We start from the raw sequence: 26,346 nt of genomic DNA on the forward strand, positions 1-26,346 counted from the left end.
CCGGCTGGGTGAAGAAGGCGTAAAAACCCGTAGCACTGGACAAACGACTAGCGATGCAGGCTGGTTCGGGGCGAGAATCTCGAGCAGCGAATCACGGACGGGGCATGCGAAAGTGAGAACCGCCGAACACGAAGCGGCCACAGGCCGATCGGATGGAGACGAAACGGACACCGCTGAGCGGGCATATCTGCGGGTGACATCGCAGAATAGGGGGATGGCACATCCGGGCTTCACCCCCACTCAGCTCGCGGCCCGCGCTGCCTACCTGCTGCGCGGCAACGACCTGGGCACCATGACCAGCGCGGCGCCCCGGCTGTACCCGCACATGTGGAGCTGGGACGCGGCATTCGTCGCGGTCGGGCTCGCGCCGCTGAGCGTGGAGCGAGCCGTGGTCGAGCTGGACACCCTGCTGTCCGCGCAGTGGAAGAACGGCATGATCCCGCACATCGTCTTCGCCAACGGCGTGGACGGTTACTTCCCCGGCCCGGCCCGCTGGGAGTGCCGCAAGCTGGCGGCCAACGCGCCGGACGGCCCGGACACCTCGGGGATCACCCAGCCGCCCGTGCACGCCATCGCGGTGCAGCGGATCCTGGATCATTCCCGCAGGCACGGCCGCAGCACCAGGTCCGTGGCCGAGGAGTTCCTCAACCGGCGCTGGCCGGATCTGGTGCGCTGGCACCGGTGGCTGGCGCATGCCCGCGACCCCAAGGAGACCGGCCGCATCACGCTGTATCACGGCTGGGAGTCCGGTATGGACAACTCGCCGCGCTGGGATCGCGCCTACGAGCACGTGGTCCCCGGCGATCTGCCGCCCTATCGCCGTGAGGACGTGCTGGTGGTCTCCGATCCGACCCAGCGCCCCACCGACCGCGAGTACGACCGCTATCTGTGGCTGGTCGAGCAGATGCGCCGAGCGGGTTATGACGACTATCAGCTCGCCTCGACCATGAGCTTCGCCGTCGAGGACGTGTTCGTCACCGGAATCTTCGCGCTGGCCTGCGAGGTGCTGGCCAATATCGGCGAGGAGTACAAGCAACCCCACGCCGACGTGCGCGATCTCTACGCGTGGGCCGACCGGTTCCGCGCGGGCGTCGTCGCGACGGCCGACGCCCGCACCGGCGCGGCCCGCGATTTCGACGTGCGGTTGCAGCGATGGATCAACACCGAGACGCTCTCGATGTTCGCGCCGCTGCTGTGCGGCGGCCTTCCCCGCGACACCGAGCGCGCCCTGCTGCGCCTGTTCGAGGGTCCGCGTTTCTGCGGCCATCCGGATCTGCGCTACGCGCTGCCGCCCTCGACCTCGCCCGTGTCCAAGGACTTCCGTTCCCGCGAGTACTGGCGCGGACCGGTGTGGCCGGTGATGAGCTGGCTGTTCTCCTGGGTCTTCGCCCGGCGCGGCTGGGCCGAGCGCTCGTTCATGCTGCGCGCCGAGGGCTTGCGCCAGGCCAGCGACGGCAGCTTCGCCGAGTACTACGAGCCGTTCACCGGCGAACCGCTCGGCAGTATGCAGCAGTCGTGGACAGCGGCGTCCGTACTGGATTGGATGGGGTGAAAGCTCAGAACAGTTCTGACACCCCAGCTGTCACACTGGTAACAGCCAGAGCGAATGGCTATCGTCCTCCGGCATGGGCATCTGGAGGTCGACCACTCGCCGCGGCGCGGCGCTGTCACTGATCACGCTGTCCGGCATCTTCGCCGCCACGCTACCCGCGACCGCCGCGCCGACCGGTCCGGACGTCTCCTCGTGGCAGCACACCGACGCAACCGTGATCGACTGGTTCGCGGTCAAACGCTCCGGCCACGACTTCGCCATGGTCAAGGCTACCGAGGGGCTCAGCTACATCAACCCGTACTTCGTGCCCGACAGCCTGCTGATGCGCGCGGCCGGAATGGCTCGGGGCACCTACCACTACGCCCGGCCCAACCTGCCGCCCGAACCACAGGCCGCGCTGTACGCGGCGGTGGCGCTGGGACAGAATGGGCCGCTCGATCTGCCGCCGGTGCTGGACCTGGAAAGCACCGGGGGTCTCGGCCCCGCGGCGTTGATCGACTGGACCCGCCGCTATCTGAACACTGTGGAAATGCTCACCGGCCGCGTCCCGATCGTCTACACCTACCCCAACTTCTGGCGTACCGCGATGGCCGACACCGACGAGTTCGCCGAGTACCCGCTGTGGATCGCCGACTACCGGGGCAACCCCCAACCCGAGGTCCCCGGCGGCTGGTCCACCTGGACGTTCTGGCAGACCACCGACAGCGGCACCATTCCGGGCATCGCGGGCCGCGTCGACCTCAACGTCTACAGCGGCGCCCAGGGCAATTTCGCCGGTTACGCCAACATGAGCGGCACCGGCAGCGGATAGGAGCGGAGCCGCTACCCGCCCAGTCGAGTAGCGGCTCCACTCGTGGGAAAAGCCGCGGAGGGTGGCCGTGGTTGCAGGGGGCCGGGGTGCCGCGGCTGTGGTATCAGACCCCGATGCGGCCGCCGGCCTTCTTCCAGACCGCCACCACCGAGGGGCGGGGCTGGGCCGTGCCACCGTCGGGCCAGTGCGACAACGGGTTCTCCGGAGTGGCGTCGTCGGCCTCGCCGGGATGCTGCACACACACCATGACCCGCGCCTCGCTGACCACCGGACCGCAGGTCTCCGCACCGCGCGGCACGGTGAGGAATTGCTTGGTCTGGCCGCGATTCGGGCCGTCGAGCACCACGGAGAACAATCCGTCGTTCGACTTCGACGCGTTGCCGTCGGTGGCGATCCACAAGTTGCCGTACGGGTCGAAGGCCAGGTTGTCCGGGCAGGAGATCGGGCTGACCTTGGATTTGTCGTACCCGGCGAAGTAGGTGTCGGCCGCCGCGGGATCGCCGCAGACCAGCAGCAGCGACCAGGTGAACGTGGTGCCGGTGTGGTTGTCGTCGATCTCCAGGATCTGGCCGTTCTTGTTCAGCTTGCGCGGGTTCGCCTCGTCCGGACCCTGCTTGCCGTCCGCGCCGCGGTTGTCGTTGTTGGTCAGCGCCACGTACACCTTGCCGGTGTAGGGGTTGGCCTCGAAGTCCTCCGGGCGGTCCATCTTGGTCGCGCCCACCTTGTCGGCGGCCAGGCGGGTGAAGACCGCCACCTCTTCCGCGCTCATGCCCTCGACCAGCGACTTGCCCTTGCCGTCCGCGCCGGTCTCCAGCAGCGGGATCCACTGGCCGGTGCCGGTGAAGCCCTTGTCGGACGGCTTGGCGCCGGTGCCGTCGATCCTGTCCGCGTGATCGCCCGCGAGCTTGGCGACGTACAGCGTGCCCGCGTCCAGGATGGTCAAGTTCTGCCGCATGCTCGCCGCGCCGGTGCCCGGCTGGATCTTGCGCGAGGACACGAACTTGTACATGTACTCGAACTTCTCGTCGTCACCGGTGTAGGAGACGACGTCGCCGTTCTTGGTGACGTAGATGGTGGCGGCCTCGTGCTTCACCCGGCCCATCGCGGTGTGCTTGATCGGCGTCGAGTTCGGATCCCACGGGTCCACCTCGATGACGTACCCGAATCGGTTGGCCTCGTTGGGTTCCTGCGCCAGATCGAAACGCTTGTCCGCGCGCTCCCACAGGTTGGTGGTCTTGCCCGCGGCGAAACCGTAGCGCTTCAGCCGCGCCGCGGCGGCCGACTCGGTCACCTTGTCCGCGTTGGCGAAGTAGCCGTGGAAGTTCTCCTCGCCGGACAGCACGGTGCCCCACGGCGTCAGGCCGCCCGAACAGTTGGCGAAGGTGCCGAGCACCTTGGTGCCGGTCGGATCGGCCGAAGTCTTCACGAACTCGCTGCCCGCGGCCGGACCGGTGAGCTTGAACTCGGTGCTCGCGGTGATCCGGCGGTTGTACTTGCCGAAGGCGGGAACGAGCTTGCCGGAACCGGCTTCGCCTTTCACCTCGACCACGGTCAAGCCGTGCGCGGCCATGGTGACCGCGATCTGCTCGTCGGTCGGCGCGTCTTTGTTGTAGCCGCGGAACATGTGCGGGCTGGTGGTGTACTCGTGATTGACCACCAGCAGGTAGCCGTTGGCCTGGCCCTCGATCGGCAGCAGGGCGGCGAAGTCGTTGTTGTAGCCGAATTGCTCGGCCTGCGCGGCGGCGGTCTGCTTGTCGAAGTCGAAGGCGGGCGCGTCCGGGAACAGCGGGTCGCCCCAGCGGATCACGACGGACTGCTCGTAGCCGTCCGGGATCACCACGGCGTCTTCCTTGTTCGGTGCGACGGCGGCGAAGTCGGTGCCGGTTCCGGGCGGCCCCGCGGGCGAGGTGGAGCCCACTGTGGTCGGCTCGCTGTCGTCGCCGCAGGCCGCGAGGACGCCGCCCGCACCCACCGCGAGTACGGCGGCCGCACCGCCCTTGATCAGTCCGCGCCGGTTCAGGGAGCTGACGATGTCACCGAAGTAGGAGCCCGAGGAGGTGTTCGGCGCCTCGTGGAAGCACGCGTTCGCGCACTTGTACTCACATGTCACGGCAGCGCGCGACGACTGTCCGTCGTGCTTCACGAAAAGGGCGAGTGGCTGAAGACTCACGGTGACTCCTGGGTTTTGGCCGATGGCCGCACGGTAAACCATCCGGACAATCCGGAAGGGACGGCAAAGTGAACAACCGCCCAATTAGGGAACCCTCAAATTGCCGGGCCGCCAGACCTGGGAACAAACGAATGCCGCGCCGATTCGATGATCTCGAATCGACGCGGCATCGGTGTCGAAAGGCGGCTTTGCCCGGCTCACCCATCAGGCGTTCACCGGAAGGGCGATGACGACCTCGCTTTCGTTCTCGGGAAGGTAGTGCGCCCGCAGTACCCGGCCCACCTGCACGTGGCCGACGCTGGCCGGTGCGAGGAACTTCGTCACCCGGGTCGCGAAGCTCGAGCCATCCGGCCGGGTGACGACCAGTCCGAGTTCGACCTCGGAGTGACCGTCGCGGATATTGCCGGTGACCGACAGCGACTGCACCACCGCCTGGGTGGCGATGCCGCGCTCGGCGATGTCGAGCTTGTGCCGCGTGGTGATGCCCTTGCGGATCAGGGACTCGTTCATCGCGTGCTGCGCGGCGGACGCGTCGCCGGACAGGTCGACCTCGACCTTGTCGGTCCGGCCGGGCAGGTAACGCACGGGCAGCACCACCCCGGCACGCAGCAGGGCCAGTTCGGTGAGCGGCACGATCATCTTCGCGGAGGAATGGAAGATCTTGCCGTCCGCGCCTTCCACGCTGAACTCGACGTGGACCTGCGGCTGGTCGTTGACGGTGACGCCGGTCTGCCGCACCGACCGGACGGTGCCGAGGCCGGTGAGCCCGTCGCGGAACTCCGCGCTGTTGCGGCCGGTCAGCGCGCTCAGGATGCCTTCGCCGGTGAACGCGAAGACGATGGGGATCAGGGTGAGCGCGATGATCGGCAGCGCCATTTCGACGCCCAGCCAACCCATTCCGGCGGGCTCCCATTCGCTGGTGGGGACGTAGGTGACGGCGTGGTAGACGTAGTAGCCGATCGCGGCGGCGCCGAGGGCGAGGGCGGTCGAACGGATCTTGTTCATAGCATTTCCTTTGTGAGAGTCGAGATTTCACCGCACCCCGTCATCCCGGTGGGTCGGCCGGGATGACGGGGCCGGATCGGAGGGCACGCGGCGATCAGGCGCCGACGATGGACGAGCAGGCGAAGGTGATGTCGAACTTCGACGTCTTCGGCCCGGCCAGCGGGTTGGTCAGGTCGGGGGCGCCCACGCCCTCGCCGGTGACCTTGAACGTGTTGCCGTCCTTGACGACCTTGGCGGACCCGCCCGGCATGCCGTTGCCGAAGCCGACCGCGTAGGGCAGGCCGTTGTCACCGCCCTTGCTGCCCGCGATCGCGACCGCCTGCACGGTGTTCGCGTCGGTGATGGTCGCGCTCACCGAAAGGTTGCCGTAGGCGGAGTTCGCGGTGTCGGTCAGCGCGAGCGCCAGGGTGCCGCCCTGCTTGGCGCAGGTGGTGTCGAACTTCGCATCGAAGGCCTTGCCGTCGACCGAAGCGACCGACTTGCCCGCCGGGGCCGCAGGCTGCGCCGAGGAGGGCGCGGCGGGCGAACTGCCCTTGCTGTCACCGCATCCGGTGAGCACGCCGACTGCGGCGGCAGCGGCGATAGCGGCGGCGGCGATGCGGAGCGAAGTGGTGTTCATGGTGTGTGTCCTTGTCGTCAGCGGGGCGGCGCCCCTGGTTCTGTTCCTCCGGCCCTCCTGCGGGGCCGTTGAGAAAAAGGTAGGAACGATCCGCGCCCTACCGATCCCAGGTTTTCCGCGTTTGCGCAGGTAGGTGGTGCTGACGAGTGGCACATGGCTGCGGCATTTCGCGAGAAGAGCTCTCCACCATGTGCCGCTGATCTTGATGCTCGATAGACACAACAAAATGGCCCGGTCCCTGTCCATCTCAGGACAGCGGACCGGGCCGGGGTAATTGCTACTACGGGCGCTCGAACTCGCCGTCGGTCACGCCAGCGGTGAACGCGTCCCACTCGCCGGGGGTGAACATCAGGGCGGGGCCGGTCGGGTTCTTCGAGTCGCGGACGCCGACCATGCCGCCTTCGAGGTGGGCGACCTCGACACAATCCTTAGTCCTGCTACGGGTGCTCTTGAACCACACCGCGCCGGATAGATCAACGTTCACCGTTCATACTCCTTCGCAACCTGGAGGACGACAGTTCGGCTCGCAGCCCGGTCCAGTGCCAGGCGGTCCAGCTCGGCAGCGACTTGACGGTACTGCCGCACCTCGTCGGTTTTCTCGAGGTACAGGTCGCCGAGGTGATCCCCGGCGACACGACCGGCCTACGGCGGTTGCCGAACGAGCGCCTCTACGACGGACCATGAGCGCTCAACGCCAACAGGAAGAGGCCCGGCGAGTGGCACATGGTGGAGAGGGCTTCTCGGGCTTTGCCGCAACCATGTGCCACTCGTGGTCTTTCGATGGCGTCCAGATGGGGTAGAGCACACGCCATGTCCCTTCGAATGGCGAGGTAGCCGGGCCCTCTGCCCTATGGTTCCGAAGATGGGCGCTGTCCTGGGTGATCTGTTGCCGCTCGCGGTAGGGGTCGCGATCTCACCGATTCCGATCATCGCGGCGATCTTGATGATTCTGTCCGCCCACGCGGGCGGAGCCGGTCGCGGGTTCGCGCTCGGCTGGGTCGTCGGCATCCTCGCGGCGACAACGCTTGTGGCGCTGCTGTCCGGGTCGCTGGGTGGTTCGGCTGATCGGCAACCGTCGACGGCGGGCGCATGGGTCAAGATCGTGCTCGGGATACTGCTCCTCGCGCTGGCCGTGGCACAGTGGCGGTCGCGCACCGATACCGAGGTACCCGGGTGGATGCGCGCGGTCGACCGACTCACCGTCGCCAGGGCCACCGGGCTGGGGATCTTGTTGTCGGCCGTGAACCCGAAGAATCTGCTGCTGTGCCTGTCGGCAGGCGTGATCATCGGCTCCAGCAACACCAGCATCGGCGGCCGAGTGGTCGCCGTCGCCGTCTTCACTCTGCTCGCCGCCTCCAGCGTGCTGGCCGTGATTCTCGGCTACACCCTCGCCGCCGACCGGCTACGCACCCCGCTCGAACGCCTGCGCGATCGGCTCCAGGCCAACAGCCACCTGGTGTTGGCCATCGTGCTGCTCATCATGGGCACCGTCGTCCTCGGCAAGGGTCTGCGCGGCCTCTGATTCCGCCCCCGCTCTACTTCCAGTTCGCGGTGTCTGGGTCGATGTTGTGGGTGCGCGCGCTGGCGTCGATGATTCGACGGAACCACGCGGCAAGGCCCGCGCGGATGCCGTCGTAGTGGGCGGCGAATCCCGGATCCGTCTCGTACCTGCGACCGAGACAGACCTGCATCTGCCTGGTGAGGGGAAAGTACGAAGCGAAAACTTCGCGGTGCCGCTCGACGAGCTGATTCGCTTCCGGGCTCCCAGGCGTGACCCCGGCCTCCATCGCATCCCCGAGGGCACGGTCGAGGTCGGCCATGGCGTCGGCGATGGCCTGCCATTCTTCCGGGCCGCGAGACGCCGAGCGTTCCGCGTACTGCTGCCATTGCGTCGTGTCTCCGTAGCGCTGACGGGCTCGGGCGGGCCAGTCCGGGTCCCACTGGGGGCCGAAGATCGCGCCCTGCTGTTCCACGGTCAGCAGCAGGCCGCGCTCGTGGGCGTCGATCATCCGATCCAGTCCGGCGCCGAGTCGCTGGAGCCGGTCGATCCGTTCGGCGATCTGGGTGCGCTGCGCGCGCAATGCGCCGGGCACGTCTGCGGACGAATCGTCCAAGATGGCCCGGATCCTGTTCAGGCCGAGACCGAGCTCCCGGTAGACGACGATGCGGTGCAGGCGTTCCAGATCACCTGCGGTGTAGAGCCGGTATCCGGCAACGGTGCGTAGCGACGGGCGCGCCAGACCGATCTCATCCCAGTGGTGTAGCGCGCGGACCGTCACGCCCAGACGCGTCGAGACCTGACCGACAGTCAAGCCATCGGCGTCAGTGGCATCAGGCATGCTCAACATTGTCGCCGCGACCGACACCCGGTGGGGTGATCCCGACGGCCTCGAGATTCCGCGCCTCCTGACTGGCCGGATCGAAGGGCTTCGCCGCGGTGAAAACGATCCGCGCGTTCTCGGGGGTGATCACCTCCACGTCACGGGTGTTCCACGGGGTATCCCGTGGACCTTCGACCGAGTTCGGGCGCAACGCACGACAGTTCTCAACAAGGGAATCGACCTGGCTGAGCACGCACGCGAAACTGAAGTTCACCGCTGGCGCCTGCTCCGGAACGCTCCCCGCCGGGACAAGGAGTACGTCCTGAAAGGCCCACCGGCGCAGATGCACAACTCTGCCGGGAATGCTGAACAGCTCGAAGAACCCGAGCCCACGAATCCAGAAATCCACCGACGCCGCCAAATCGCTCGTGGGGATAGTCGCGAACGCGGGCATTCCATAAATGCCACGGAACAGCTCCGGCGGGACCGCGTCCGGGCCGGGAGCGGGCACGGGACTGATCTCGAACGCGTTGTAGTAATCACTCATGCACCCCACCCTCCGGCCTCACGCTGCGTGAGGGTCAAGCCGTCAGGCGGCGCCGCCACCGCGATTGCCTCGGACACACTCCGTTGGTGCGCCGCCGACGGCGAGGGCGCGCCCGACCAGTGGGGAACGAGGCTCTACGGCCCGGATATGGCGGGCTCACGCGATCGTCGCAACACTCCCGATTCGGGAGGTTGCGACGATCGCCCCACTCGCACACCCGCTACGCCGATCGGCACTCCTGGCTACTCGGCGCGGCGACTGGTGAAGTCGAAGGGTCCGCCGTCGATGCCCCAGGAGATGACCCGTTCGGGGTGAATTCGGATGATCGCGCGTTCCTGGGGGTGGAACGGTGGCTCCTCGTCATCGAGCGCCTCGGCGGTGCCGCGTACCTCGATGCCGCGAATCACGTATGGCTCCACTGAAACCTGTTGGTCGACGACGAACGAGACCCGGCTGCCTGCCTCGACATTGCGGTACTTTCGACTGGCGCGCATCCGCATGCCGCCGATGTCGATCGTGCCGTCGGCGTTCACCCGATAGCTGGTCGGGTTGTTCTGCACGACGCCGTCGGGCGACACCGTGGCCAGCCGGCCGATCCCGGCCTCCGCGAGGAACTGCTGTTCGTTGATGGTGAAGGTCATGTCGGTTACTCCCTGGTGGATTCGATATCGGATGTGTGCCCGGGATCAGCTGTGAGTTGCCGGGTGCGGGAAGCGCAAGCTATTGCCTGCCGCGTGCTCTGAGGTCAGAACAGGATCAGCGCGGCGCACAGACCGGCGAGGGCGATGAACTGCAGGGTGACCCGGTACTTCAGAATGCTGTCCCACTTGTCCTGCAGGGCGCGGGCATTGGGCGGGATGATGCCGCTTCGCGCGGCGGCGGTCTGCTGGGAATTGATCGGCTTGGCGATGCCGACGTAGAAAGCGAGCCAGGTGAGCAGGGCCGCCACCGTGATCCCCGCCGCGACAGCGGCGCCGATCTGACCGGCCCACAGCGCGATCAGCAGCGTGAGTACCGCGCTGACCACACCGACCACGCCGACAACCGGCATGCGCCTGTCGCCGTAGTAGTGACCCCAGCCCGCGCTCATGGTCACGGTCGCGTCATCGAGCTTGCGGTAGACCGATCGGGTGATCATGGCCACGGAGACATCGGTGCCATAGACGATGGCATTGGAGACAACGGCGGCGGCGGCGATGATCTGGCCGGTGACGATGAGCATTCTCGGCTCCCTTTCCAAATTCTAGCATTGTTAGGAACTGGAGCAACGGTAACATCCGCTCGCTATCTTGTCTAGCTTTGCTAGATTTCAGATCGCTACCGCAGGGTCCCGCTCGGATCAGCAAGCCGCACATGCGCGTTGCGACCGAGCGGACACCGTCGCCCGGCAAGCCGGTCACCGAACGTCGGTAGGTCTTCGGCCTGCGGGATCACTAGAAGCTCCTTACGGCCCCGCCCCTCGGCGACCGGGTCGCGGACAGCCCGACCGCGTCGGGGTCGGCGATCGACGGCACCCGACACGCCCCCACCTCGACGCCGGTGAGCCGACCTGCTGCCCGGCGACGCCGCCGCAGCTCAGGCGGGCGGCATCACGGCCGCACACCGGGGCCACCCGCAGAGAGCACTCAATGCCGCATACCGCGCGATGCGATGGAACAAAAATGGTCGTTTCCGGCCCGACCTGGATTCGGCGCACCGGAGACGGAAAACCGCGGCTCGCCGAAACCGCGAATCGGGTCACCACCCGTGTGCGGAACTACGCGACGAAATCCGGAATGTCAGAGTCTTCGGAGGCAATAGTTCTGGGCATGACTCGGTTCAAATACGCGCGGGCCGGGCCAGGAATGACGACTCCCGGATCGGCCCGCTCACCACGGCAGAGCTCTACCGGGTCCACTGGTCGATCAACACCGCCAGACGGGCATCCCGCTGAGCCGGTCGCAGACGTCCGCCGCGATCCAGGGTCGCCAAGCCGTGCAGGGCGCTCCAGCCGACCTCGGTGAAGGTCTCCGGATCGTGCTCGCCCGCGAACGGTGAGAAGGCGGCGAACATGACGGCGAACGCGTCCCGCAGCGGCTGCGAGGCATTCTCGCCGAACGCGAGGTTCACCTTCATCAGGAACATCGCGTCGTAGAGCGCGGGCCGCGCGGCCGCGAACTCGAGGTAGGACCGCGCCACCGCCGCCAACGCCGCGCGCGGCTCGCCGCTCGCGGACTCCAACGCCGCGCGGCTCCACGCGGCCATCTCCGCGATACCGTCCTCGGCGACCGCCGACACGATCTCGTCCTTACCCGCGAAATGCGAATACAGCACAGGCTGGCTGTATTCGATCCGTTCCGCCAACCTACGCACAGTCACCGCGTCCCACCCCTGCGACTCGGCCAACTCCCGAGCGGTGTCGATGATCAGCCGGTGCCGCTCGGCGCGTTCGCGTTCTCGTCGCGTCTGGATCCCCATAGCCCGACTATAGCATCGCTTGACAATCTAGTGTCACTAGATTTGGTGGCAACGGCACAACACGGGCGTCACCTGGATTCTCAATACCTTATGCTGCCACGGCGAGTGTGAGGCGGTGGTTCTCGTGGCTGTCCGCGTTCGTCGAGGTGATTGGCGGATAGCCTGCCCCACGCAGGTTGCTACGAGCCCTTCCGTCGTGCACCGCTGGTTGATCGCCTTCCCGGTTGGCCACCAGCAGCGCCTTGTCAAGTTCCGGACGGAGGCGAGCTTGCCGGAAACCTTGTCGAGGAAGATCTGCTCGCACCCGGCCGCGGTGAGCGCGGCGTGCTGGGCCCCGGATGCTGGTCGCGGGTGGATACCCGCCCGTAGCCGATTCTCATGCACGGAATGTATCGGTAACCCCCGACAGGTTGACGTTGCCGCGTACACGGGATGCTTTACACATTCAGCATGCGGAAACATGTTGCGGGGCAGCGTGTCTCGTGAACAATCGTTCACGAGACACCTCGGCCGCGCGGTCTCCGAGAAGAAACTACGGCTAAGCTGGCCGGACTTCGCTTGCCTTGCGGTACTTTCCGTGTCCGCCTTCGCCGATGGACCATGTCACCGGCATGCCCGGGGTAATGAGTTGTTCGTCGCCTTTGTACTCCCACAGGCAGAACCACACGTCGCCGGAGTGGCTGGCAATGAGCCCGTCGGAATGGCGGGGCAGCCACCACCGGACCACACCGTCGAGGTCCGGATCGGGATCCTTCGCTGCCTCGACCTGCCCGAACGGTGTCGAGCCGCCCTGTCCGCACCATCCGTCAAGGGTGGGCAGCAACGGCTGGTCCCCACCCGCAGGGTCGGCGGGCCAGATCTTCCCGCTGCGGGACAGGACGTCGTCGTGGATATGCCAGGCGAGCTCGCATGCCACACCGCTGGGCGTGAACTCGCCGGGGCTGGTGCCGACGAAGACGTTCAGTGCCGGGACGCTGAACTCGATCCACCAGGCCGGTGCAAAAGACATCCGGCGCCGATGCTCGGGGATCGTTTCGTCGATGTGTACCTCGAAGCCGAGAGCCGACTCGATGTCGGCCGCCAGCAGGTCGGCGCCGGCTCTCGAAATCTCCTGATCCACGCCCTTATCTTCCCGCATAGGGGATGGTGCAACGGTCCGCGGGCGACCGGCCGTGTCGAGTCGGCCGCTATCTCACCTGCCCTGGTTGGCGACAAACGCCTGTACGGCGTCGAGAAACTCCGGGCCGCCCATGGCGTATCCGCCGATGGTTCCACCGATCAGCGCGCCGATGGGGATGCTGACTCCCCACACCAGGATCACGCACGCTCCGAGGAGCCCGCCCACGATGGCACCGGCGACGACGCCGGGCAGGTTCTTGTTGATCTGTTCCTTGAGCCGGTCGTAGGAGCTGATGTCCTTCAGTTGCGCGGTATCTTCTGCGGTCGGTGTCGAGGTCAGGGTGCGGCCGTCCGCGCCGATGTGCTGCGCGATCGCGATCGAATGCCCGTCGACGGCGTACTGTTGCGGCACCTCGGTCACTGCCGCTCCGTCGCCGGACTCGAGCACCACCGCACCGTTCTGCGCGATCTCGAACCTGCTGTTTTCGACGGTAGTGGTAACGACGCCGTCGACTGGCGAAACAGTGATCCGGTAGGGAATTCCCTGATCCACACCGGAAGTTGTGTACCCCGCAGTCGGCTGCTCCGTTACGGCCGGCTCCGCATGGGCGGTCGCCGCGGTGATACCCACGGCCGAGACGGCCAGGAAAACGGCAGCGGTGATCTTCTCGAACTTCATCTTCGAATCCCTCCACTCAGCTGCCCCCGATGGGCGGACCGAGTCAGACCTTAGGCCCCGGATTCAATGGTGTGTGGTAAGCCACACCCAGTTCGAAGTCACACCACTTCGAGACAGAACCTAACCGCGATAAATCTCGACGTAAGCGTTGGTCGCCACCGCCACCACACCGGGACCCATTCCCGTGCATCCCGTGGTGACGCGCTGGCCGCTCGGCGTGAAGGGGTAGCTGAGCGCTTGGTAGGAGCCGACACCATACTGCGGGAACGGCCCGCTGGCGTAGAGGCCGAAGCAGTCGACGTGCAAGACGTAGTTGCTTCCTCCGTCGGGTTGGCAACTCGCCGACGCACCGAAAAGGTCTCGCTCGACGACGCAATCCTGCGGCGCCGCTTGGGCGGTCCCGGAACCGACAATCGCGACGAATGCCAAACCTGAAACACCGGCCGCCGCGACGCGTACAGCAGTAGTAAACACTTTCTTCATAGAATCTCCTCCTGTTCAGGGTTCTCTTCGGCCGTCAGCGGCTGGATGTTACGACTGGCAGATCTGAAACCAACAGTGAGTGCAGACAATTCGGCTTCCGATACGAAACGTCCGTTCCTGGTGGTGACGGCTTACCTCGGAGCCCTTGACTGCTTGCGGCGCCGGTTCGTATACGACCGACGCCGAGGAATCCGTCGTGAGGTTGCCGTGCACCCGCCGGGACGAGAGTCGCGGCAATACACTGCACGCATGCGACGACCGCGCGCCATGGTGCTCGATGAGGTGTGGCGCAGGCTCGAGGGTGTCGAACCGCTGAGCGGCCCGCACGGGGGTCCGCTGCGGCGGACGGTGAAGCTCGTGCTCGATCCATTGGTGATCCGGCCCGTGCAGCATCCGTTGTGCGCGGGGCCGATCCTGACGGCGGATGGCGCGGTGTTGCTGGAGGCGCGCATTCAGGCGGCGGCCGATGTACTGCGTGCGACGGCGGCCTGGTTCACGGTGCTCAAGCAGGTGCGGCGGACGCTGCGGATCACCGAGGGGCACCCGCAGGACCTGTATTTCCAGCGCTGTTTCGAGCTGGCGACCACCTCGGGTATGCCGGATCCGGCGCGGGCGCGCGGAGTCGCGGAGGACGCACTGCGCGAGATCCACGAGTACACCGCCGGACGCACCACGCAGGCGCTGAAGGAATACCTCATCGACCGCGAGCGGGAACGGGAGCTGGCCGGTCTGCTCGAGCTGGCCTGGCGGCGGCGTCCGCTCACCGGACCGCCGGGCGGTGACCACGAGGCGGAGGTGGACGAGCTGCTGGAAGCCAGTGCGGCCGCACGACTCGGCGAAGACGCCGACGGACAGGAGACCCTGGACCGGCTGATCGCCGCCCATGCGGGTACGCACACGGGGATCCGGCTGTGGCAGGACGCGTCCGCTCAGGAACTCGGGTTGACCACGCATCCGGTGCCGCCGCGCCCCTCGATCGGCTCTTCGGCCTCGAAATCGACCCTCGGACTCCCGTTCGATCGCACCGTGTACGAGCGGGTGTTCACCGTGCTCCAGGCATCCACCGAGCGCGCGGAGCTGCCGCCGATCCCCGAGCTGGTCGACGCCGAGATCGCGCGGAGTTGTGCACCGTGGGCGCTGCTGGACGAGTCGCTGCGCGTAACAGCGACGGCGGGGACCGCGCTGGCGACCGGTTTGGCGCCCATCGAGCACCGTCGTGAACAGTCGACGGGCCGACCGCGTCTACGTCTGGCCGAAACAGAGACGGAAACAACGCAATCCACGGCGCATCAGGTGGTGAACAGCCGCTGGCAGCGGGAAGCATACGTGTTGCAGGCGCGGCGGCTGGTGGTGTCCGCCGAGCGGCCCACCGGTCCGCTGGCCGCCATCGCCGCCGAGCTGAGCACGCCGTGGCAGCCGTACCTGCGGCGCTTGTGGGTCCGGTTGCACGGCAGAGATGTCCGGGAGTTCGCCGTCCACGATCCGGACGAGCTGTGGGATCTGCTCGACGGTGTGGCGCGTTCGGTGATCCTGGACCATCGCACGCGGGTCAAGCGGGCGCTGAGCGTGCGGGCGAACGCGGGCGAGCCGGACGCGGCGGAAACGAAGGCGAGCTGATGACGACCGTACGCATCCGCCGCCGCGACGGCCTGTGGATCATCGCGCCGGACGACGCTCCGACCGTCGTGGACGGCACGGCCGCGGTGGACGTGCTCGTGCTCGAGGTGGCGGGCGGGCATCTGACGTGGAGCCTGCTCAGCGGGCAGACGACCCCGGCGGCGGTACTCGACGACCTCGACCTCGCACAGGAGTGGATCTGGGCGGTGTACGGCCCAGAGGTGGCCATCGCTCTCGACGAAACGAGCGGCAGTGAAGGGGAGTACACCGCCGAGCCCGCCCTGCCCGACCTCGCCGCGCGCGCCTGGCGGCTCGGCTACGCCCGCTGGGCGGCACGCTGGTGGCCCGCGTCGACTCTGGACGGCATCGCCCCGCTGGACGAAGACCTGCTGGAAGACGAGATAGCCACGCTGAGCGAGGAATGCGATCTGATCGTCGACGGCGCCGACGCGGCTCTCGAAGATCGCACGGCCGCAACGACGCTCGGCCGCGCCGAGGACTACGCGCTCGCCGCCGGACCGGCCGCCATCGTCGCGCCCGGCGCTCTCGTCCTGGCCAGGGGCAGCGCGGGCTGGGACTGGCATCGCTGCCCGCCGGGCCTGGTCGACGCCTCGGAACGCGCCGTGTCCTGGGAAGTGGTGCGCGCGGCGGGGACCACGATAGTGCGGGTGAGCGCGGTCGCCGCCCCACTTTCGCCAACGGACATACCGCCGCACCTGCATCCCAGGGCCGGAATTCGCACTCAGGCAGACGCCGCAGACCTGCCGCTGGTCCGCGACGGCGAGCTCTGGCGGGCCGAGAGCACGGCCCCGGCCGGAGCGGAAGCGGGCGTGACCGTGCACATCTACGTCCCGGGCGTCGGCGTGGACGAACACGAGCCGGACGCGGCGACCCGCCGAGCGCGGATTCGCGACCTGGTCACAACGCGGCTGCACCGCGCGGACGAAGCATCCGGCAACCCCGCCGACTCGCTCCTGCTGGCGGAAATCGCCGCCGCCGCATCGGATTCGGACTTCTGATATGCCCGAGGCGATTCCGGATGACGGCCGGGAACTGCTCGCCGCGGGCGCCGCCGCATACACCCGCGGTGACCCCGCCGAGGCGAAACGCCTGTTCGAGGACGCCGCTGAACGAACAGCCGGCGATATCCGGCTCGGCGCGATCATCAACGCCGCGAGCATGGCCGACGAACTCGGCGACCACGCCGCCTCGCTCGCCCTCTACCGCTCGGCGTTGGCCGAGATGCCCGAACACGCGCCGCGATTGCGCCCGAATGCCCTGGTCAACATGTCGCAAGCGCTTCAGCATCTTGGCGATCTCGACGCGGCGCAGGCGGCGCTGGAGCAAGCACGCGCCTTGCTCGCCGACAACACCGACACCGATCTCGGTGTGCTGCGGGTGGCATGCCTGCTCTCCCTGACCGCCGTCGCACTGCACCGGCAGAACTGGGCCTATGCCGCCGAGATCGCCACCGAATCACTCGATGCGGCACGGCGTTTCGCGCCGCAACTGGCCGGCCATCCGCTGATGAATCTCGCCGCCATCTACTTCGAGACCGGACGCCGCGACCTGGCCGTCGATTTCACGCGGCAAGCGCTCGCCGCGTTCGAGTCCGCGGGCGACCGCAATGCGGTCGCGGAGACCGAACAGAATCTCGCCACCATGCTCGTCCGCCTCGAGCGGTACGACGAGGCCGACGCGCCGCTGCGATCCAGTCAGGCCTATTTCGAGCAGGCCGGGCTGGGGTATCGGGCCGGAGTCGGACTCAAGACCATGGGATTTCTCGCCGAGGGCCGCGGCGATCTGGCGGACGCCCAGGACCTCTACGGGCGGAGCCTCTCGTATTTCGTCATCTCTGGCGCCGTACTGGACGCCGCCGACCTGCGCATTCGTTCCGCCACCGTGGCGTTCAAGTCCGGGCGGGCCGGAGAGTGCGAGGAATTGCTCGCCGCCGCGTTCGCGGTCTATGCCGAGCGTGGCCTCGGCCTGCACTGCGCCCAGCTCGATTTCTGGCACGCGACGCTGCTGGAAGGCGCGATCGACGCGTCCGAGTCGCCGCCCGCGGAGTTGCTCGGGCGCGCCATGGGGATCGCCGTTCCCGCCGCCCTGGCCATCGACGCCGTGCGCCACACCTTGCCGAACGGTACTCAGCGCGAGCAGTGGAACCGGCAGATCGCCGACCCCGCGATGCGGCTGGCGTTCCGCTTCGCCTACCTTTCCGGCAACGGTGTCCTCGTCGCCGACTTGGTCGAAACGCAGTGCGCTGGGGCAGCTTTGGCACTCGATCGCACCGAACGGGCGACTCCCACACGGCTTCCGCTCGATCTGCTCGACCCGCCAGGGGACTGCACCGATCATCCCGGCAACGCCGCCCTGCAACTGGGCGCCGCCTTGGCAGAGGTCGCGGCCGGAGCGGGTCTGCCGATCGCTCCGCCACCACGCCTGGCACTTGCCGCGGAAGGCCGAATCGCGCTCGCGCCGTTCATCGCCGCCGCCGAACAGCGCTACGGCCGGGTGATCCGCGACGATCGGGTGCTGACGGTATGACGCGACCGACGGTGCTGGTCCGCATGGCGGACGCGGGAGACATCTACGTGTCGTGGCGATGGGTCGACCACAGCGCGCCTCGCGGCGCGGGCGTGCTCCCGGAAGACGCGGCGATGCGGGCGGTCGGACTGCTCGCCGACGCGCTGCCGCGTCCCGCCGAGCCCGGCGGTCTCGAGCGGGCGCTCACCACCGGCGCGTTCGCCGACTACGAGCGGGAATATGCCGTCGCGCAGGCGCTTTCGCGAGCGCTGTTGCCTCATGGCCTGGCCGCACAGCTCTACGAGCTGTGGCAGCGCGGCGTGCGCGCGCATATCCGGCTGCAACCGTCACCGCGTGTCGCCCAGGTGCCGTGGGAACTCATCGCGCCGGATCGCGACGTCCGGCTGATCGACATCGCCGACGTCAGCCTGCTCGCGCCTGCCAGCGTCGTGCAAGCGCCCGGACGGGTCGCCCGCACCTGGACCGAGGCCGCCGCGCGGCCGGTCGTCGCGGTGCTGGATCCGCGCATTCCCGGCTTCCGCGCCGATTCGACGCTCGGCTCGGTGCTGGGCCGGATGACCGCTGAAGCCCCGCTCGCACAACGAATGGCGATTTACACCGCGAACGACCGCTTGCGCCCCGCGGTAGCGAACCCGATCGAGGCCTTCCGGCGCACGGATGTCGATCGCGACTGGCTCGGCTCCGTCCTGCGCGCGGGCGCGAGCCGCTTGCTCTACGTCGGGCACGTCACCGCCGCCGCGCCCGAATCGGGCCGCAGTGAGGACGCCGAACTGCATCTCGCCTGCACCGCCGATGCCGTCGGCTTCGCGGAACCGTCCCGCACCCACCGGCCGCTCTCGGCCAAAGACCTCCTACTCGGAACGCACACCATCGAATCGGAACCTGTTGCCGGGCAACGCCTGTGGCCGATGCCGAGCCGGGTCGCGCTGATCGCCTGTGAGAGCGGCGGCGACCTGCGGTTCAGCGAAGCGCTCGGCTTGACCGCCGCGATGATCACCGGCGGCGCGGAACTGATCACCGCCAGCCGGTGGCCGCTGCCCACCGATTTCGCCTTTCAGCGCGTCGCGGGCGCACCGGCCCAGGCCCATCCGCTCCAGGAGACGATCTGCGCCATCGACGAGGCGCACGAGCGACCCGACCCCGTGACCGCCATCGCCGCATGGCAGCGCGACCGTCTCACCGCATGGCGCGACACCGGCCGGATCGAGCATTCCCCGGTGCTCTGGGCGGCCTTCGCCACCGTGTGCGCCTAACTCGGGCAAACCATCCCGCGCGGTCTCCATATACCGGTCTACGTGCGGCGATGCCGCGGGAAACGCGCGAAAATGGGTAACGCAACTAGTGCGCAAACCGACACCCAGCTTCGAACGTGTGGATAAGCTCGAACGCCGTCACCCATCACGATTCGCGATCAGGAGAACCAGCAAGACCAGTCGGATGACCGCCTCGACCGGCCTCTGAGGAGCCCACCAATGCGCTACTACGCCGTCTACGACAACGACGGAAACCTCGCCACCATCCTCGGACAACCCGACGACGCGCCGCCGCTGCGCCCCGCCGCCTTCCACCGGGGCCAACGGCTCACCGAACTGGCTCTACCGGAAGGCGCCGTGGACCCCACCGACCCCGACAATCTGACCGCCCTGCTCGACCTGGTCGCCGATCGGCGAGTCGACGCGGCCGACACGCGTGCCCGCCGCTAGTCCGGCGCTCGTCACGCGCGCGTGAGGGCGACCACCGGGATGACCCGGGGCGTCTGCATCTCGTGTTCGGCGAAGAACGGGTAGGTGTTCTTCAGCATCGCCCAGGTGCGGGCACGGTCGTCGCCGGTCAACGGGGCGGCCAGCGCCGGATAGCTCTCCTCGCCCACTTCGACGGTGACGCGTGGGTTCTCCCGCAGGTTCGCGTACCAGTCGGGATGCTTCGGCGCACCGACGTTGGAAGCGACGACGAGCAGGCGGTCGCCGTCGTGGTGGAACATCAGCGGGGTGGTGTACGGGGCGCCGGTTCTGCGGCCGATCGTCGTCAGCAAGATCAGACGGTCGTGTTGCATACCTTCGATCTCGCCGCCCGCTCGGAACTGGGCGATGGTTCGCCGATTGACTTCCTTGACGTCCACGGTTCACCTCCCTTGCTGTCGGTGGACGAGACCCAGCTTTCCCTCCGTCCGCACACCGTGTGCGGGGAACGGCGGAACAAACAGCGCCGCCGAGGCATTCACCCGCGATGGGCGAGCAGGTGCTGGATCAGCAGGCGGGTCAGCGCCTCGGGCGCCTCTTCCGGAACCCAGTGCGAGACGTCCTCGAGCATCTCGAATCGGTACGGGCCGGAGACGTACTTTCCGGTGGCCAGCGCCGCGGTGGAGCCGAAGGTCGCGTCCTCGGTGCCCCATACGTACAAGGTGGGAACGCACGCCGGGCCGGTCGGACCGGCGAGGTCCATGGCGCGATACCAGTTCAGCGCGGCGGTGAGCGCGCCGGGCTGCGACAACCGGCCCACGTAATCCTCGACGCGTTCCTCCGGGATCTTCCACTCGAAGATCCGGCGCAGCGCGGCGGCGTCGTCGGCGAGCAAAGCCCGCTCCGCGGTGCGCGGCTGCCGAAGGGCGATCACATGGTGGGACCGCAACGCTTGATCCTCGTCCTCGGCTATCGCCTGCTGGAGCGCGGAAGGATGCGGATGCGACACCGCGCTGAACGTGCGGACGCGCTCCGGCAGCTCCGCCGCCATTGCCCATCCGACCCGCGCGCCGCAGCCGTGGCCGATCAGGTCGAAGCGCTCCCACCCCAGCGCGTCGGCTATCGCGACCACGTCGCCGACCAGTTCCTCGAGCCGATAGTCGGCGGCTCGCTCCGGCCGCACTCCCGGCGAGTACCCGCGCTGGTCGGGCGCGACCGCGCGGCACCCGCCGCCGCCGAGCACGCGGAGCTGGAACTCCCACTCCCGTGCGCCTTGGGGGAACTCGTGCAGCAGCAGCACTTCCCGTCCGCCGGGAGCGCCGGCGGCCAGTACGTCGAAGGTTCCCGCCCCGGTACGAATCTCGAGTTCTTCGATCACCCTCCCGACTCTAGAACCGGAGACCGACGCGAATCAGTGCTCGTCGAAGTGACCGTCGTGGGCGGCGTGACGATGGCCGTCGTGCAGGTAGTCGACGTGGTCGCCGTGCTGGACGGCCTCGTGGCCGCAGTTCGGACCGTGCCGGTGCGGGTGATCGCGGCACTCGCAGTGCTCGGACTGCTCGCATTCGTCGTAGTGACCCGCGTGTTCGCGATGCAGATGACCATCGTGGGCGTAGTCGATGTGATCGCCGTGCTGGAACGCCGTGTGCCCGCAGTCCGGGCCGTGCACATGATCGTGGCCGGTGTGCTGGGCGTGTGCTGTGGTCATCGAATTTCCCTCTTTCCTCGCGCGGATAGCTGGAATCGTGATGACAAATACATTAGCAGATGCGCATCAATGAAAGTTGCTCCGAGTGTGCTACCGACTCAGAGCACCTGGGCGAGGAACCTCTGCAAACGCGGGGTCCGCGCGTCGTCGAACAAAGCGTCGGGCGTGCCGGTCTCCACGACCTGCCCCTGATCCATGAACACCACGCTGTCGGACACCGTGCGGGCGAAGCCCATCTCGTGGGTGACCACGACCATCGACATGCCGCCGGAGGCGAGGTCGGTCATCAGACCGAGCACGCCCTTCACCAGCTCGGGATCCAGCGCCGAGGTGGCCTCGTCGAAGAACATGAGCTCCGGTTGCATCGCCAGCGCCCGCGCGATGGCCACGCGCTGCTGCTGCCCGCCGGAGAGGTTCCCGGGACGGGAATCGGCCTTGTCGGCCAGACCGACGATCTCCAACTGCTCGACGGCCAGTGCTCGCGCTTGATCCTTGGACAGGCCGCGCAGCTTGCGCGGGCCCAGCGCGACGTTCTCCGCGACGGTCTTGTGCGGGAACAGATTGAAATGCTGGAACACCATGCCGATGCGCTGCCGCAGCCGGTCCGGATTCTCGGTGAGCACGGACTTGCCGTCCAGCAGCACGTCACCCTGATCGGGCTCGTACAACCGGTTCAGCACGCGCAGCAGGGTCGACTTGCCCGACCCGGACGGCCCGATGACGGTGACGGTCTTGCCCGCGTCGACGTGAATGTCGATCCCGCGCAGCACGTGGTTGTGCCCGAGCGTCAGATGCAGTCCGGTACCGGTGAGGGAGGCACTCATCTATCCGCGCCCTTCCGTGATCGTGGCCGCCTCCACCTGGTCGATCGGCCGGTCGGGTCGGCCGGTCCGCATCCGGCGGTCGATGTAGTTCACCAGGTGGGTGAGCGGGATGGTGAGCAGCAGATAGACCAGACCGGCGGCCACCAGCGGCGAGAGATTGCCGGTCTGCGCGTTGAGATCGCGGCCGACGGCGAACAGCTCGCGCTGGGTGGCGAGCAGGCCGAGGAAGTAGATCAGCGAGGAATCCTTGATGAGGGCGATGAACTGGTTCATCAGAGCCGGGAGCACCCGGCGCACGCCCTGCGGGATCACCACCAGCGTCATAGCCTGGCGGTAACCGAAACCGATGGCGCGCGCCGCCTCCAACTGCCCGGCCTCGACCGATTGGATGCCGGAGCGGAAGATCTCACCGATGTAGGCCGAGGCGAGCAACGCCAGCGCGACCGCACCGAGCCAGTAGGGGTTGTTGCCGGTGAGGTTGCGCACCACCGGCCCGACGCCGAGACCGATCAGCAGGATGATCACCACGGCGGGCAAACCGCGGAAGATGTCGGTGTAAACCCGCGCGGGCCAGCGCAACCAGCGGGTCCGCGAAATACCGGCGACCGCGAGCAGCATGCCGATCACGGTGCCGAGCGCACCCGAGACCACCGCGAGAATCAAGGTATTGGGCAGGCCGGTCTTCAACAGATCGGGAAATGCCTTGCGGTACAACGACCAGTCGAAGAACGTCTCCCGCAACTGCTGCACCGTGGATTTCGGCGCGTTCTGCTCCGTCTCGTCCTTTTTCTTGCCCGCCGCGAGTGCAGCGAAGTCGGGCAGCTGCGGCGCGGGCGCGGCCCGCGAGCCCGGCTTCCAGCCCGGCGGCAGCTCCCGTGGCACCCAGTCGGTGTAGAGCTTGGCGTAGGTGCCGTCCGCGATCACCGCGTCCAGGCCGCTGTTGAGCGCGTCGATCAGCGGCTGGTTGTTCTTGGCGACTGCGTAACCGACGAAGTTGTCCAGGCTGAAGGTGTTCTGCGACACGGATGTTCCGTCGCCCGGCTTGATCGCGCCTTCCGCTTGAGCGGACGGCGCCACCCAGGCGTCCACCTGGCCGGACTTCAAGTTGGCGTAGGCGGTGTTGTAGTCGGGGAACTTCACCGGGTCCAGATGCAACTGGTTCACGACGAACTCGTCCTGCACGGTGCCCTGCACCACCGCGATCCGTGTGCTCCGGTTCAGGTCGGCGAACCCCTTGATGGCGCTGCCGCTCGGCACCACAAGGGAGAAGTAGCCGAAGTCGTAGCCGTTGGTGAAGCCGACCAGCTGGCGGCGCGCGTCGGTAGTGGTGATGTTGGACGAGCCCACGTCGAAGCGGCCGCCGGACACCTGGGCGAGCAGCCCGGCGAACTCGGTGCCGGAGAATTCCACCTGGAGGCCGAGCTTCGCGCCGATCGCCTTCAGCAGCTCGTTGTCGAAGCCGGTGAACGTGCCCTGCCGATCGACGCAGATGCTCGGCGGCGCGTCCGAGAGTGTGCCGACGCTGAGCTTGCCGGGCGTGATCAAGCCGAGCTTCGAGACGTCGATCGAGGTCAGCGGCGCGGTGGTCGCGGTGGTGTAGCGATCGCTGCCCGCGGCGGCCGAGGAGGACAGGTTGGTCGGCGCGGCGGAGGCGGCGGCCGGGCCGGGCGGTGCGCAGAGGTTGCGCCCGGTACTCGCGTCGTCGGAGCCGGAACCGCACGCCGTCGCGCTGAGACCGACGGCAAGCAATATCACGGCGATCAACGCACGAGACCGAACAGCGGGCAGAACAGCCATGACGGACAACCTTAACTGCGGAATTCTGCTAACCCACGGCTACCCCAAGGCCGGAATTGCCGGAATCCATGCCGCCACGGCGGTCCAGAGTTCCGATCACGGTGATTCGAACTCCACACCGCCCTCGCGCAACAGTCGCCGGGCGACCCGGATCAGGCCAGCCCGCTCACCGGTTCCGGGTTGACCTCGTCGCGCCATCGCACGGCCTTCGCGACCTCGCTCAGGTCGTAATCCGGTCCGCTGGCCCCGATGGTGAAGGTGGTCACCCCCGCCTCGACGAAAGCGGGCGCCTTCTCCAGTCCCGGCCACTGCACCGAGCGCTCGATGCGCGCTTGATCGGTGCCGACGGCGGCGCAGTGCTCGGCGAGCACTTTGTTCTTGCGCGCGAGCACGTCCAGGTCGGCGAAGGTGTGCCACATGTCGGCGTACTGCGCGACCAGCCGCAAGGTCTTCTTCTCGCCACCGCCGCCGATCAGGATCGGCAGGTCACGAGTCGGGCGCGGATTGAGCTTCGGCAGCCGGGCGCTGATCCGGGCGAGGGCCTCCTTCAGCAACTCGAGCCTGCTGCCCGGGGTGCCGAATTCGTAGCCGTACTCGTCGTAGTCCTTCTCGAACCAGCCCGCGCCGATGCCGAGGATGAGCCGGCCGCCGCTGATGTGGTCGACGGTGCGCGCCATATCGGCCAGCAGATCCGGATTGCGGTAGCCGCCGCCGGTGACCAGCGCGCCGATCTCCACCCGTTCGGTCTGCTCGGCGAACGCGCCCAGCATCGTCCAGCACTCGAAGTGCGCGCCGTCCGGATCGCCGGTGAGCGGGTAGAAATGGTCCCAGTTGAACACGATGTCGACGCCGGCGTCCTCGCACCGCAACACCGCGTCACGGATGAGCCGGTACTCCGGCGCGTGCTGCGGTTGTAGCTGAACTCCGATACGAACTGGACGACTCATGGCATTACTCCTCGTCGCTCGGCCCGCCCCCGCCCCGAGGCTACCGGCGCGGTGGGGTTCCCGCAGGTAGCCGCACGATGCTTTCGACGCGTCCGGAGCGGGCTAGGTTGAGACCCGATGCCGAGCCCGGCGAAGGGAGGTGTCGGAGTGGCCGACGGCGAGAATGAAGTGGTTCGCGCGGTCGTCTCGACGATGCTGCGCGGTCGCGATCAGCTGATCGCCGAGCTGTCGGCGGTGATGCGCGCGCAAGTCTCGGCGCTCGACCTGGATACCCGGCTGCGGGGCCTGTTCGAGGCGGGCACCACCGACAATCTGATGTCCGTCCTCGACTTCGTGCAGAACGACGCCGCCGAGCACGACGTGCACGCCCCGGCGCGGGCGCTGGTGTACGCGCGCACGCTCGCGCAGCGCGACGTCCCGCTGTCGGCACTGATGCGGGCCTACCGGGTGGGGCATGCCGGGTTCCTCGACATCGCGATGCGCTACGCGGTGGAACTGGGTGGCTCCGACAGCGCGGCGGCGATCATCCGGATCGTCCATCGCTCCGCGGTGTACATCGACCGGGTGTGCGAGCACGTCGGCGTCGCCTACGAGCAGGAACGCGACCGGTGGGTGGGCAGTCGCGGCGGCCTGCGTCAGGAATGGGTGGCGCGGGTGCTCGACGGCTCGGCCGACGACATCGGCCAGGCCGAGCAAGTGCTGGACTATCCGTTGTCGGGCCGGCACGTCGCGGTGAACGCCTGGACCGAACCGCAGCTGTCCGCACGGGCCGCGGTGGATGTCCTGGACGCCGGGCGCGCGGCGCTGGTTCCGCTGCTCGGCCATCCCCGCCGGGCGCTGCTGGTGCCGACCGACGAACGCGAAGTGCGGCTGTGGTTCTCGATCGCCCGGGACACGACCATCGATGCCGAGGCCATCGAGCGTGCCCTGTCGGCACTGGCGTTGCCGGTGCGCGTGGCGGTGGGCGGGCGCGGCTCCGGCGTCGCGGGATTCCGCCGCAGCCTGCGGCAAGCCGATCGGGTGCGCGAACTCGTGCTGCTGGCAGGTCCCGACGCGCCCCGCGCGGTGTCGCACGACCAGGTGGCGGCCGTCGCGCTGCTGGGCGGCGACATCGAGGAACTGCGCCAGTACGTGGCCGACTGCCTGGGTGAACTCGCGACCGGCAATCAGCGCAATCTCTGGCTGCGCGAAACCCTGCGCGTCTTCCTGGCGAACAACCGCAGCTACGCCGCGGCCGCGCAGGAGTTGGCCGTGCACCGCAATACCGTCCAGTACCGGGTGCGGCAGGCACTCGACCTGACCGGCCACGACTTCGACGATCACGATCGCACGCTGCACCTGCATCTGGCGTTGCAAGCCGCCCGCTGGTTCGGACCGGCGGTGCTGCAACCGTGCCCGGCGGCCTGAGCCGCGTCCTTCTGTGCGATGCGCACGAAAGTTGTACGAAGATTCAGCGCTGGAGAA

27 protein-coding genes are annotated in these 26,346 nt (G+C 67.8%); 9 read left to right on the top strand and 18 right to left on the bottom strand.

The genetic code is table 11. From position 1 onward, the window contains the following. Positions 1 to 214: 214 nt before the first annotated feature. Entirely contained in the window at positions 215 to 1,552 is a 1,338-nt protein-coding gene (gene ggh, locus ACWEH3_RS07695; RefSeq protein WP_355071273.1) for a glucosylglycerate hydrolase, read from the top strand. A gap of 73 nt (positions 1,553 to 1,625) precedes the next feature. After that, positions 1,626 to 2,363 carry a glycoside hydrolase family 25 protein gene (locus ACWEH3_RS07700; protein ID WP_450022089.1) on the top strand — a complete coding sequence of 246 codons (738 nt, stop codon included), beginning with the start codon at positions 1,626 to 1,628 and terminating at the stop codon, positions 2,361 to 2,363. Between the two features lie 103 nt (positions 2,364 to 2,466). Here the strand turns inward: ACWEH3_RS07700 and ACWEH3_RS07705 are convergent, their stop codons facing one another. From ACWEH3_RS07705 to ACWEH3_RS07720, 4 genes are all read right to left on the bottom strand, one after another. After that, positions 2,467 to 4,533, bottom strand: coding sequence for a PhoX family protein (locus tag ACWEH3_RS07705; protein ID WP_450022087.1), 2,067 nt, complete (start codon positions 4,531 to 4,533; stop codon positions 2,467 to 2,469). Positions 4,534 to 4,737: 204 nt separating this feature from the next. Continuing rightward, the gene (locus ACWEH3_RS07710; RefSeq protein ID WP_450022085.1) at positions 4,738 to 5,538 is read right to left on the bottom strand and encodes a hypothetical protein; all 801 of its coding nucleotides are present in this window, start codon (positions 5,536 to 5,538) and stop codon (positions 4,738 to 4,740) included. Positions 5,539 to 5,632: 94 nt separating this feature from the next. Beyond that, on the bottom strand, positions 5,633 to 6,157 hold the full coding sequence (locus ACWEH3_RS07715) for a lipoprotein LpqH (protein ID WP_379249396.1): 525 nt from the start codon (positions 6,155 to 6,157) through the stop codon (positions 5,633 to 5,635). 280 nt (positions 6,158 to 6,437) lie between these two features. After that, entirely contained in the window at positions 6,438 to 6,641 is a 204-nt protein-coding gene (locus ACWEH3_RS07720; RefSeq protein WP_450022082.1) for a DUF397 domain-containing protein, read from the bottom strand. Positions 6,642 to 7,019: 378 nt separating this feature from the next. Here ACWEH3_RS07720 and ACWEH3_RS07725 point away from each other — a divergent pair, with 378 nt between their 5' ends. After that, positions 7,020 to 7,679, top strand: coding sequence for a GAP family protein (locus ACWEH3_RS07725; protein ID WP_450022080.1), 660 nt, complete (start codon positions 7,020 to 7,022; stop codon positions 7,677 to 7,679). 13 nt (positions 7,680 to 7,692) lie between these two features. Here the strand turns inward: ACWEH3_RS07725 and ACWEH3_RS07730 are convergent, their stop codons facing one another. The 8 genes from ACWEH3_RS07730 to ACWEH3_RS07765 form a co-directional block, all read right to left on the bottom strand. Next, on the bottom strand, positions 7,693 to 8,496 hold the full coding sequence (locus tag ACWEH3_RS07730) for a MerR family transcriptional regulator (RefSeq protein ID WP_450022078.1): 804 nt from the start codon (positions 8,494 to 8,496) through the stop codon (positions 7,693 to 7,695). Further along, positions 8,489 to 9,025 (bottom strand): VOC family protein, encoded by a 537-nt coding sequence (locus tag ACWEH3_RS07735; protein ID WP_450022076.1) that lies wholly within the window; start codon positions 9,023 to 9,025, stop codon positions 8,489 to 8,491. Before ACWEH3_RS07735 ends, ACWEH3_RS07730 begins: the two co-directional genes overlap by 8 nt. 242 nt (positions 9,026 to 9,267) lie before the next feature. Then, entirely contained in the window at positions 9,268 to 9,666 is a 399-nt protein-coding gene (locus tag ACWEH3_RS07740; protein ID WP_450023412.1) for a PPOX class F420-dependent oxidoreductase, read from the bottom strand. A 104-nt stretch (positions 9,667 to 9,770) separates the two neighbouring features. Continuing rightward, positions 9,771 to 10,247, bottom strand: a complete 477-nt coding sequence (locus ACWEH3_RS07745) for a DUF1772 domain-containing protein (protein WP_450023410.1) — start codon at positions 10,245 to 10,247, stop codon at positions 9,771 to 9,773. A gap of 662 nt (positions 10,248 to 10,909) precedes the next feature. Further along, positions 10,910 to 11,482, bottom strand: a complete 573-nt coding sequence (locus tag ACWEH3_RS07750) for a TetR/AcrR family transcriptional regulator (protein ID WP_450023408.1) — start codon at positions 11,480 to 11,482, stop codon at positions 10,910 to 10,912. Between the two features lie 538 nt (positions 11,483 to 12,020). After that, positions 12,021 to 12,602 (bottom strand): hypothetical protein, encoded by a 582-nt coding sequence (locus ACWEH3_RS07755; RefSeq protein ID WP_355071234.1) that lies wholly within the window; start codon positions 12,600 to 12,602, stop codon positions 12,021 to 12,023. 72 nt (positions 12,603 to 12,674) lie between these two features. Beyond that, positions 12,675 to 13,280 (bottom strand): hypothetical protein, encoded by a 606-nt coding sequence (locus tag ACWEH3_RS07760; RefSeq protein WP_450023406.1) that lies wholly within the window; start codon positions 13,278 to 13,280, stop codon positions 12,675 to 12,677. A 120-nt stretch (positions 13,281 to 13,400) separates the two neighbouring features. Beyond that, entirely contained in the window at positions 13,401 to 13,763 is a 363-nt protein-coding gene (locus tag ACWEH3_RS07765) for a hypothetical protein (protein ID WP_450023404.1), read from the bottom strand. A 267-nt stretch (positions 13,764 to 14,030) separates the two neighbouring features. Between ACWEH3_RS07765 and ACWEH3_RS07770 the strand changes: the two genes are divergently transcribed. The 5 genes from ACWEH3_RS07770 (at position 14,031) to ACWEH3_RS07790 (ending at position 19,630) form a co-directional block, all read left to right on the top strand. Beyond that, on the top strand, positions 14,031 to 15,380 hold the full coding sequence (locus tag ACWEH3_RS07770; protein ID WP_450023414.1) for a hypothetical protein: 1,350 nt from the start codon (positions 14,031 to 14,033) through the stop codon (positions 15,378 to 15,380). Next, entirely contained in the window at positions 15,380 to 16,399 is a 1,020-nt protein-coding gene (locus ACWEH3_RS07775) for a hypothetical protein (protein WP_450023402.1), read from the top strand. The genes ACWEH3_RS07770 and ACWEH3_RS07775 overlap by 1 nt, the downstream gene beginning before the upstream one ends. Position 16,400: 1 nt before the next feature. Then, positions 16,401 to 17,927, top strand: coding sequence for a tetratricopeptide repeat protein (locus tag ACWEH3_RS07780; protein WP_450023400.1), 1,527 nt, complete (start codon positions 16,401 to 16,403; stop codon positions 17,925 to 17,927). After that, positions 17,924 to 19,180 carry a CHAT domain-containing protein gene (locus tag ACWEH3_RS07785; RefSeq protein ID WP_450023398.1) on the top strand — a complete coding sequence of 419 codons (1,257 nt, stop codon included), beginning with the start codon at positions 17,924 to 17,926 and terminating at the stop codon, positions 19,178 to 19,180. The genes ACWEH3_RS07780 and ACWEH3_RS07785 overlap by 4 nt, the downstream gene beginning before the upstream one ends. Before the next feature lie 219 nt (positions 19,181 to 19,399). Beyond that, entirely contained in the window at positions 19,400 to 19,630 is a 231-nt protein-coding gene (locus ACWEH3_RS07790; RefSeq protein ID WP_355071223.1) for a hypothetical protein, read from the top strand. An 11-nt stretch (positions 19,631 to 19,641) separates the two neighbouring features. Here the strand turns inward: ACWEH3_RS07790 and ACWEH3_RS07795 are convergent, their stop codons facing one another. From ACWEH3_RS07795 to ACWEH3_RS07820, 6 genes are all read right to left on the bottom strand, one after another. Further along, positions 19,642 to 20,046 (bottom strand): nitroreductase family deazaflavin-dependent oxidoreductase, encoded by a 405-nt coding sequence (locus ACWEH3_RS07795; protein ID WP_450023396.1) that lies wholly within the window; start codon positions 20,044 to 20,046, stop codon positions 19,642 to 19,644. 98 nt (positions 20,047 to 20,144) lie between these two features. Next, positions 20,145 to 20,984: an alpha/beta fold hydrolase gene (locus ACWEH3_RS07800; protein WP_450023394.1), complete on the bottom strand. Its 840-nt coding sequence runs from the start codon at positions 20,982 to 20,984 to the stop codon at positions 20,145 to 20,147. A 33-nt stretch (positions 20,985 to 21,017) separates the two neighbouring features. Then, on the bottom strand, positions 21,018 to 21,314 hold the full coding sequence (locus tag ACWEH3_RS07805) for a hypothetical protein (protein ID WP_450023392.1): 297 nt from the start codon (positions 21,312 to 21,314) through the stop codon (positions 21,018 to 21,020). A 98-nt stretch (positions 21,315 to 21,412) separates the two neighbouring features. Next, on the bottom strand, positions 21,413 to 22,138 hold the full coding sequence (locus ACWEH3_RS07810; RefSeq protein WP_450023390.1) for an amino acid ABC transporter ATP-binding protein: 726 nt from the start codon (positions 22,136 to 22,138) through the stop codon (positions 21,413 to 21,415). Continuing rightward, complete coding sequence (locus ACWEH3_RS07815) at positions 22,139 to 23,935, bottom strand: ABC transporter substrate-binding protein/permease (RefSeq protein WP_450023388.1); 1,797 nt, start codon at positions 23,933 to 23,935, stop codon at positions 22,139 to 22,141. A gap of 152 nt (positions 23,936 to 24,087) precedes the next feature. Then, on the bottom strand, positions 24,088 to 24,882 hold the full coding sequence (locus ACWEH3_RS07820; protein WP_450023386.1) for an LLM class F420-dependent oxidoreductase: 795 nt from the start codon (positions 24,880 to 24,882) through the stop codon (positions 24,088 to 24,090). A 147-nt stretch (positions 24,883 to 25,029) separates the two neighbouring features. Here ACWEH3_RS07820 and ACWEH3_RS07825 point away from each other — a divergent pair, with 147 nt between their 5' ends. Then, positions 25,030 to 26,289, top strand: coding sequence for a PucR family transcriptional regulator (locus ACWEH3_RS07825; RefSeq protein ID WP_450023384.1), 1,260 nt, complete (start codon positions 25,030 to 25,032; stop codon positions 26,287 to 26,289). Positions 26,290 to 26,346: the final 57 nt, after the last annotated feature.

The sequence above is a fragment of the Nocardia sp. NPDC004718 genome (genome assembly GCF_053601535.1).